The organism is Chryseobacterium sp. VD8 (assembly GCF_037149975.1).
Lineage (GTDB): Bacteria > Bacteroidota > Bacteroidia > Flavobacteriales > Weeksellaceae > Chryseobacterium > Chryseobacterium indicum.
Map to the genome: position 1 here is coordinate 1 of NZ_JBBCQL010000196.1, position 8,836 is coordinate 8,836.

An 8,836-nucleotide genomic window follows, 5' to 3' on the forward strand; every position below is an offset into this window, starting at 1 on the left:
ATATTCCTGAAATTGATAAAATATTCATTTACGGAATTGATGATTAAAATATATTATGCCGGAAACTTTAATCTTTTTCACCGCTTTACTGGGAATTTCAAATTTCCATTATTTCCTCTTTTTCAGGAGGGAAAATAAGCAGCTGAAGCTGAAAATATATTTAACGGTACTTTTCATGATTACCATTCTGGCAAGTTTATATATCATTATTATTACTCCCGATTTCTTTGAATATAAAGGCTTGGAAAACTGCTTGTTTTTGGTGATGATTAACTTTGCTGTTCCCGGATATTTCTTAATGCTTTTCGGAATCAACAGTCTCTTGGAAAACATTCCGATTATTCGTGGCTATTTTACTTTCAATGTTATGTTTTGTATTTTATTTCTGAGTTCAACAATGTTATACTATTTTTTAATGACGTTGATCATGATGATTTTCACTTTAGATAATGTTTAAATTTACTTTCAGATAAAGAACCCATGACGACTCGCCTTTACATGATTGCTCCAGCTCTTGATAAAAAGTTTGTGAAATCGAAAGGAAAAATATGGTTCGAAAACTATTTATACTCTGAAAAAGAAATTTCGCGTGATGAATTTCAGACACGTTGCACCCAAATTTCCAAAAAAGATTCTGCCATTGCCAACGAAATACTTAAATATCTGTTTTAAAAATTCGCAAATATTATTCTACCTTTGATCTTTATTACGTTTAAAAATAGAAAAGCAAATGACTACAGACACATTAGACTTTTGGGTAGGAAATTTCAAAAGCGAGGAAGATTTTTATGAATTTGTGGAAGAAGATGAAAATTTTTATCTGGAAGAAGAATCTGATGAAAAATATATTTCAAAATTTGCAGAATCTCAGGACACCATCTGGCTGGATCACGATTTTGTAGAATACGGCTATGAAGACGGAAACAGAACCATTTACGAAAAATTTGCAGATTATTCTTTTGCAGAACAGTGGCTCCCGATTTTAATCAACAGGCTCAACGAACTGAATCTTGATTTTGATATTAATTCCATTATTTTCCTGAATAAACAGATTCCGAAACCCACTTCCGTAGAAACAGATTTTTTCTCTCTGGTTTACATCGGAGGAATTGAATATTCTGCGTAAAATATTTAAAAACTTATAACCTTTTTCAAATTATTAAATGAACATTTATTCTGCTCTTCAGATTGGCGATTACCACATTAATCATTGCGAAGATTTTCTCATCACAAAGAAAATAGGAAGCGATAAGATTCTGTGTGCTGTAATGGATGGATGTTCAACCGCTATGGAAAGTCAGTTTGCTTCTGCACTATTTGGGAAGATCCTGCGTAAAATATGCATTGAAAAAGGTTATAAAGAATTATACGAAACAGAGAAAAATTCTGATCCTGAAGAAGATTTAAAAGCTGTTTTAAAAGAGCTTTTTAAAGAAATTTCAACCGTAAAAAATCATTTACTGCTTGATGAAAAAGAACTTCTTACGACATTGACTGTTCTTCTTTACGACACCAAAAAGGACAAAGGAATTATCATATGTATCGGAGACGGTTTAGTGTGTATCAATGGAAAAACAAGAGAATTTGAAAGAGACAACAAACCGGATTATCTGGCGTATCATTTAAAGGAAAATTTTGAAGAATTTTACTTCAATCAGACTCAGAAAATACGATTCAGTAAGCTTGAAGATATTTCTATTGCTACAGATGGAATTTCATCTTTCATCCCAATTAAAAAGACAGATCACAACGAAAAAATAAATCCGACAGACTATCTTCTCTATGATAAAAGCAATATTGAATCTGAAGAAATGCTTTCCCTGAAATTAAAAAAGCTTGAACATCATTACGGAATGAAACCGACTGATGATCTCGCCATCATAAGAATTATAAAATAACACAAATGAAAACATTCACCCTTACAGGCGGTGCCAGAATCGGCAGAGCCAATGCAACCTACCCTTTCGCAAATTTATACGTAGACGAAAATACCCTGAAAATAAATGCTTCACTGGTAGGAAATCTTATCTTTCAGCCACAGGATATTATTTCGATAAAACCCTATTCTTTGGTTCCTATCATCGGAAAAGGCATCAAAATTCTGCACAAAGTAGACAACTACAATCAGCACGTTGTATTCTGGACAATGACAGATCCTGAATTTGTAATCAGCGAAATTAAAAAGACCGGATTTTTAGAGAAGACCAATATTCCTTCCGAAAAAGATTTAACGATCGTTCAACAGCAGAAACAGGGCGGATTTCCATTAAAGCCTTTTGTGAAAATCGTTTTTACAGTAGTTTGGAATGCTCTTTTTTTATATGATTTCATTCCGTTCTTTTTTGGAAACAATGAAAAAACCCCTTTTGGTACGGGAGTCTGTACAGCATTGGGATTACTTTTTACCACAGCTTTACTCACCTTAATTTCAGGAGATTTCCGAAAACTGATTTTAAAAGAAGGCAGAACACTGGACGATATAAAAAAATCAGCTATTTTTATCTTGCTGATCAGCGGAATTATGTTTACCGCTTTTCTTACGTTTGCTTTATCATAACTTAATAAGATGATTTCTAAAAAGTTACTTCGCATTGCTATAGCTGTTTTATTCCTGCTTATCGTTGTTCATACTTTAGGAAATTATCTCATTCTTTATCCGATGAAGTTTGATTTCTGGACGGTTATTTCGGAAAGCCAGCCACAATATCTTCTTTTTATTATTGCTTTTTTTGTTCTTATTTCATGGTTAATAAGCCATGTCAGAATTAAGAATTTAAGTCCTAAAAACAGATTTCTTCTGGCTTTTACCATTTTGTGCGGAATAATACTTTTATGGATAAGTTATTTTAATTTAAACACTTACTTCAATACCCGAAAAGTAATTACAAAAATTGAGAATGATTACATCCAACAGGCGAAAGAAGATATTAAAAATGATCAGGTTACTTTTAGATTTACCGGAGGATTTGAATTACCAAACAATGGCCGGAAAATGGATGTAAAAATTGACAGCATTCAAAAAAAGTATGGAATTAAAAGTGAAAATACAGGTTGTACCATAGACGAAATTGATACTAAAGCTCAGGAAAAATACATCGAAACAGTAAAGCCGTACTTAGAAAAAAGGAATGGAAAAGGCTGGGAAAGTAAAATGCAGAATGAAATCAACAAACTGAAATTAACCGAATTATCTACTCAAAAATAATTTTCATTAATAATTTAGTTTCTAAGAAAAAAATCGCTAAATTTAAAACAAACTAACAATCAGTTATTTAAATTGATTTTAATAACCTTAAAACTACAAACATGAAATTATCTCAACATCAGTTATCTGAAAATTCAGGATAAATTACTTCTTTTTTTATCGTCATTCAGGATGGATTTTAATTCATCTTTTCATTTAATTTTTACTTCTTTAAAAAACGCTCAGCCATGAAAATAGGAATCTATATATCCGGATTGGGAATTTCAAAAAGTAACTCGGTTGAAAATTATGCAGAACGGTTAAAAAATGAAATCAATTTCAATACAAATGGTTACCAGTACGAAACCAAAATCGAAAAAATCCATTACAGCAAAAGCAGGGAAAGCACTGTTGTAAGTATTGTTGAAAAAGAATCTCCCGAAAATCCCGTTTACAAATTTTACGATTTTAAGTACAACGAAATTCTCACCGAGGATTTCAAAGGCAGAACGCTTATTTACAAAAGTCTCTGGCTTTTCGCATTGGTTATCAGGAAATTTCCATTAATCATCAAACGGATTTTTATCCCCAAAAACTATTCAAGACCGGGACAATTAATGTATGTATTTTCCATATTTTTGATTTTATCGCTTTCTTTGGTTCTGATGTTTCCCGCCGTTCTCGAAGCTACAGGTCAGTTTTTCTCAAAAGAAAGCGGAAAAATTACTGAACTCAGAAAACTGATTCCCATCGGAGACCTGAAATATATTTCGATGAAAGGAATTTTTATCGATCTTCCTAATAAACGCTATATTGGTATAGATTTTAACTGGTTTTCTAAACTGATTATTTTATTTACAGCGCTCTTGGTATTGCTTGTTCCGAACGCCAATACCATTATCACAGATCTTGCCACCAATTTCGTCTGCGCCAACGATTATTTGCAGCACGGCTCAAAAAAACAACTGATTCAGGGAAATTTAGAACACCTTGTAGATTATATTACGGAAAACGAAAAGGACTGTAAAATTCATTTTCATGCCTACAGTTTCGGAAGTGTTCTCGCATTAGACTATGTTTTTCCCTATGGCATAAAAGCCTCTAAAAATGCTTTAGAATACTGTGAATCCATTATCACTATCGGAACACCTTATGAATTTGTAAATTCTTATTATCCTGAATTTTACAACAATCGCCAAACCCAACCCGGAGATCAGCTTCAGTGGTTGAATGTGTATTCCGCCGCTGACGCTTTAGGTTCCAACTTCAGAAAAGACGGAATTGCCGGAGACTCTAAAATCTCTTTCAAAGGAGCTTCCAATAAGCCGTATAATATCAATTACGAAGTTTATCCTATCGGAAAATTCAGCATTATTGATTTTATCATGCTCTATAGCATCAAAGTGCATGATATGTACTGGGACGAAAATACGGAAGGGCAAAGCTGTCTGGGACTGGTTTATCAGGAGATGAAGGGAAAAGGTTTGATGTAAATTAAATTACTCAATAATTTCCCACTTATCATATTTGTATTCGTAGGTTTTTACTGTTTTTTTACTGTTGATATACTGATAAACTTTTACCTGATGATCCGGCAGATTATAAAAACTAAATTGAACATAATCCATCCCTGTATTTCCTGAGATTTCCAAAGAATCTTTACTATTTTTGGAATAGTAGTAAAATTCTGCTCCGGACTCCTTCACTTTTCCTACACTAAATTTCTTGAATTTTTCTGCATCTTCTTTATCCACGTAATAATATCCTTCATAATATCCAAAACCGCTGCCAAACGAACTTGGAATGATAAATTTATCTTTAAATTTTTTCCCTAAATAAATCAAATCATCAGTAGTCCAATTTTGAAGGTTATAAAACGGATCTTTGAGATTGTATTTTTCACATTCATATTCGCCAGGATCGAAACTTCCACATTCTAATCTAAAAACACTGTATCTGAAATTAATGTATCTTCTGGTAAATTGTCGCTCATCCAAATCATCTATTAAGGTTCTGGTTAAAGAATTGAAATCCATTTCGGAAGCTTCATGCTTTAGCTTATCATACAGAATCTTATCTTTTTTATTTTCTTCAATGCATTTCGCTTTTGAGTATATATAATTTTCATAAATAGAATCCTTTTTCGCTTGGGAAAAGATAATGATAGGGAAAAGCAAAAATAAAAACTTCATCAGATAAATTTGTTCATTTAAAATTATTAATAATTTTTCTTAGAAATGATCTTTTCAAACCGATCAATAAAAAAACTTCCATAAATATGAAAGTTTATCTTTTTAATATCTATTTTTTCAGACACTTCAATAAGCTCAAATGACATCACTAAAAATTGACAGCAATAAAAATAATAAGCCTCATTTCATCTATTTCCTGACCGGTTCATAAAAATAAGGCGGTCGCGCTCCCATTGGCGGAACCACAAAAGATCCTTTATTCGAAAAATAAGTAAAAAACCCGTTTTCTTTGTTTGATTTATCAGGATAAAAAATTAATTCTACAGATTTTATTTTATCAGAATCATTTTGAATTTCGCCAATCTCGAAATATTCAAATACAAAAGGATTATCCGGAAAATCATAATAAGTAATTTCCTTTTTATCAAAGTCGATATAAGCATTCTGATCTTTATCTCTGAATAATTTTTGGGTTTTAAAATAATTTTCGATATCACTTTTATTATTAAACGGAATAAATGCTGCCTTAGGATTTGCAAACAAATAATCACTAGCCGATTCTGTACTTAATCCAAGAAGCGTAAGTTTTTTTCCTTCAAGTCTAAAATAAAAATGATAAGTCCCACCCTGATTTTTTGAAATTCCTACCGCAGAAAAATTACAGGATGTTTCAAGTTTTCTGTTTTCTTTAAAAAATGATTCTGAATATGATGTATATGTATTATCAAAATTTCTTAAGGAAAAATCACCTTTATTTTGTTTAACGAAAAATCCTGTTTTAGAAAATTCAAAATCGCCTAAATACATGGGAAAATCTGTAAAATCTACATTTTCAAAAACATCCTGATTAAACCAGTCAATTTCATCTTCTAAAGTAGAATTTATTCTCAGAATAGGATATGGACCGTCATGATAAAAAAGCATCATTCCTAAATCAGCATCAATGTATTTATCGATATTTTCAGCTTTATGAGAATTAAAATCTTTAACAAAGTTTGTAAAAACAATAAGAGAATCTTCTTTTACATTTTCTTTTGTTTCCTTAGTATTTTTTTTTACTTCGGAACCATTTTCTTTATGTTCTTTTTCACGTAAGTTAAAAAAGAAAACAGCAGAAATTACAATAATAAAAGATGCAATAAGAATATATAGTTTTGTTTTTTTCACGGTTTGAGTTTTTTCTAAGCTTTACATTTGAAAGTAATTGTTTGATAAAAAATGCTTCAACAAACTTAGCGCAACATCTCTAATACTAAAAGCCTTATTTTAGCGGCTCATTCGTAGCGACGTCATGCTAAGCTTGCCGAAGCATCTTATACTTTTTTATTTTTTAATGCGCTTCCAGCCAGTTATTTCCTACGCCAACTTCAACCAATAGCGGAACCTGCGTTTCAACGGCGTTTTCCATTTCCATTTTAATGATGTTTTTGGCAACTTCCACCTCATCAATCGGGGCTTCAAAAATTAATTCGTCATGCACCTGAAGCAGCATTTTTGTCTGCAGCTTTTCCTTTTCCAGTTCTTTCTGAATTTTAATCATTGCCATTTTTACCACATCAGCTGCACTTCCCTGAACAGGAGCATTTACCGCATTTCGTTCCGCGTGACCGCGAACCACAAAATTATTGGAATTGATGTCTTTTAAATGGCGTTTTCTGCCTAAAAGTGTTTCCACATAACCGACTTCACGGGCTTTTCTTACCTGTTCCGCCATGTATTCCTTCAGTTTCGGATAGGTTTCAAAATAGGCTTCGATCATTTGTTTGGCTTCCGTTCTGGAAAGTCCGGTCTGCTCTGCCAATGCAAAAGCGCCCTGTCCGTAAATGATTCCGAAGTTTACGGTTTTTGCCTGACTTCTCTGTGTTTTGGAAACTTCTTCCAATGGAATATTGAACAGTTTTGCCGCCGTAGAAGCGTGAATATCTTCCCCGTTCTGGAACGCTTTAATCATATTGTCTTCCCCTGAAATTTCGGCAATCAGACGCAGTTCGATCTGGGAATAATCGGCAGAAATAATTTTCTTTCCTTCTGCTGAAACAAACGCTCCACGAATTTGCTGTCCCCTTAAAGTTCGGATCGGAATATTCTGCAAATTAGGGTTTACACTCGCCAAACGACCTGTTGCAGCCGTAGTCTGTGAGAAATTGGTATGAACACGGTTATCGAATTTTTCAATCTGCGACGGCAATGCATCAACATAAGTCGATTTTAATTTCTGATAGGTTCTGTATTCCAGAATATGTTTGATGATTTCGTGTTTTGAAGACAATTTTTGAAGCACATCTTCCGAAGTTGCGTACTGTCCGGTTTTTGTCTTTTTAGCCTTCGGGTCGAGCTGCATTTTTTCAAATAAAATTTCACCCAACTGTTTTGGAGAATTCATGTTAAATTCTTCTCCTGAAATCTCAAATATTTTGGATTCGAGCTGTCTTAAATCGTTCTCAAGATCAATACTTTCCTGAGCCAGCCATTTTTCGTCAAGAGAAATTCCTTCCAGTTCCATCTTTGCCAAAACTTCCATCAAAGGCATTTCTATGCTGAAGAATAAGTCTTCTAAATTTTCTTTTTTAAGCTGCGGCGCAAACAATTCGTACAACTGGAAAGTTACATCTGCATCTTCTGCGGCGTAATCGGTCTGGGTTCTGAGATCCGCATCACGGAAATTGCCCTGTTTTTTTCCTTTTTTACCGATGATGGTTTCGATAGAAACAGGCTTGTAATTTAAGTAAACCTCTGAAAGATAATCCATTCCGTGTCTTCCGTCCGGATTTAAAAGGTAATGCGCAATCATGGTATCAAACATGGCTCCTTTTACCGTGATATTATATCTTTTCAGGATTTTATAATCGAATTTCAGATTGTGCGCTACTTTTACCAGATCTTCTTTTTCGAAAAACGGTCTGAAAATTTCCAGCGTCTGCAGAACTTCCCCCTGATCTTCGGATAACGGAACATAATACGCCAAACCTTTTTTGTAGGAAAAACTCATCCCGACTAATTCAGCTTCCAGTTCATTAAGAGACGTGGTTTCGGTATCGAAACAGACTACTTTTTGTTTTAATAAATTATTGACTAAAATTTTCTGCGCTTTCGGATTATCTACAAACTGATAAAGGTGATCATTCTGCTCAATCGTCGATTTTGTGGATGTTGCCTGATCAAGATCTTCATAAGTGGCGAAAAGATCCAACTGTCCTACTGCCTGTGCAGCTTTTTGCTGCGGAGTCGTTTCAGTAACGGTTACTTCCACTTCTGTAACCACGGTTGCGGATGCAGCAGGAGCAAAAGCACGGTAAAGATTTTCATACAATCTCCGGAATTCTATTTCCTCAAAAACTTCTTTCACTTTCTCAAAATCAGGGGTTTCCAGATCGTACTGTTCCTGATGAAATTCTACAGGCGCATCGCAGATAATGGTAGCTAACTTTTTGGATAAAATTCCTCTTTCTGCGGAAGCTTC

At 33.6% G+C, this 8,836-nt stretch carries 10 protein-coding genes; 7 read left to right on the forward strand and 3 right to left on the reverse strand.

Going from position 1 to position 8,836, the window contains the following annotated elements:
- The first annotated feature begins 55 nt into the window (after positions 1-55).
- The 7 genes from WFK35_RS17485 (at position 56) to WFK35_RS17515 (ending at position 4,677) form a co-directional block, all read left to right on the forward strand.
- Positions 56-457 carry a hypothetical protein gene (locus WFK35_RS17485; protein ID WP_336733660.1) on the forward strand — a complete coding sequence of 134 codons (402 nt, stop codon included), beginning with the start codon at positions 56-58 and terminating at the stop codon, positions 455-457.
- Between the two features lie 23 nt (positions 458-480).
- Complete coding sequence (locus WFK35_RS17490; protein ID WP_336733661.1) at positions 481-672, forward strand: hypothetical protein; 192 nt, start codon at positions 481-483, stop codon at positions 670-672.
- A 58-nt stretch (positions 673-730) separates the two neighbouring features.
- Positions 731-1,126 (forward strand): immunity 22 family protein, encoded by a 396-nt coding sequence (locus WFK35_RS17495; protein WP_214588828.1) that lies wholly within the window; start codon positions 731-733, stop codon positions 1,124-1,126.
- Positions 1,127-1,163: 37 nt separating this feature from the next.
- Positions 1,164-1,898, forward strand: coding sequence for a protein phosphatase 2C domain-containing protein (locus WFK35_RS17500; RefSeq protein ID WP_336733662.1), 735 nt, complete (start codon positions 1,164-1,166; stop codon positions 1,896-1,898).
- A gap of 5 nt (positions 1,899-1,903) precedes the next feature.
- A complete protein-coding gene (locus WFK35_RS17505) occupies positions 1,904-2,557 on the forward strand; it encodes a hypothetical protein (protein WP_336733663.1) in 654 nt (217 codons plus the stop codon).
- 9 nt (positions 2,558-2,566) lie between these two features.
- The gene (locus WFK35_RS17510) at positions 2,567-3,205 is read left to right on the forward strand and encodes an FEKKY domain-containing protein (protein WP_336733664.1); all 639 of its coding nucleotides are present in this window, start codon (positions 2,567-2,569) and stop codon (positions 3,203-3,205) included.
- Between the two features lie 227 nt (positions 3,206-3,432).
- Positions 3,433-4,677, forward strand: a complete 1,245-nt coding sequence (locus WFK35_RS17515; RefSeq protein ID WP_336733665.1) for a hypothetical protein — start codon at positions 3,433-3,435, stop codon at positions 4,675-4,677.
- A gap of 6 nt (positions 4,678-4,683) precedes the next feature.
- On the opposite strand, the gene WFK35_RS17520 is transcribed toward WFK35_RS17515, so the two are convergent.
- From WFK35_RS17520 to polA, 3 genes are all read right to left on the reverse strand, one after another.
- Positions 4,684-5,376: a hypothetical protein gene (locus WFK35_RS17520; protein ID WP_336733666.1), complete on the reverse strand. Its 693-nt coding sequence runs from the start codon at positions 5,374-5,376 to the stop codon at positions 4,684-4,686.
- A 189-nt stretch (positions 5,377-5,565) separates the two neighbouring features.
- Entirely contained in the window at positions 5,566-6,543 is a 978-nt protein-coding gene (locus tag WFK35_RS17525; protein WP_336733667.1) for a hypothetical protein, read from the reverse strand.
- 163 nt (positions 6,544-6,706) lie between these two features.
- Positions 6,707-8,836 (reverse strand): DNA polymerase I (gene polA / locus WFK35_RS17530; protein WP_336733668.1); only part of this gene is annotated, 2,130 nt, incomplete at its 5' end.

What these genes read in the sequence shown, in the direction of transcription:
- WFK35_RS17510 (WP_336733664.1), top strand. Translation starts at nt 2,567, where the DNA reads ATGATTTCTAAAAAGTTACTTCGCATTGCTATAGCTGTTTTATTCCTG.
- WFK35_RS17490 (WP_336733661.1), top strand. Translation starts at nt 481, where the DNA reads ATGACGACTCGCCTTTACATGATTGCTCCAGCTCTTGATAAAAAGTTT.
- WFK35_RS17495 (WP_214588828.1), top strand. Translation starts at nt 731, where the DNA reads ATGACTACAGACACATTAGACTTTTGGGTAGGAAATTTCAAAAGCGAG.
- WFK35_RS17520 (WP_336733666.1), bottom strand. Translation starts at nt 5,376, where the DNA reads ATGAAGTTTTTATTTTTGCTTTTCCCTATCATTATCTTTTCCCAAGCG.
- WFK35_RS17485 (WP_336733660.1), top strand. Translation starts at nt 56, where the DNA reads ATGCCGGAAACTTTAATCTTTTTCACCGCTTTACTGGGAATTTCAAAT.
- WFK35_RS17505 (WP_336733663.1), top strand. Translation starts at nt 1,904, where the DNA reads ATGAAAACATTCACCCTTACAGGCGGTGCCAGAATCGGCAGAGCCAAT.
- WFK35_RS17500 (WP_336733662.1), top strand. Translation starts at nt 1,164, where the DNA reads ATGAACATTTATTCTGCTCTTCAGATTGGCGATTACCACATTAATCAT.
- WFK35_RS17515 (WP_336733665.1), top strand. Translation starts at nt 3,433, where the DNA reads ATGAAAATAGGAATCTATATATCCGGATTGGGAATTTCAAAAAGTAAC.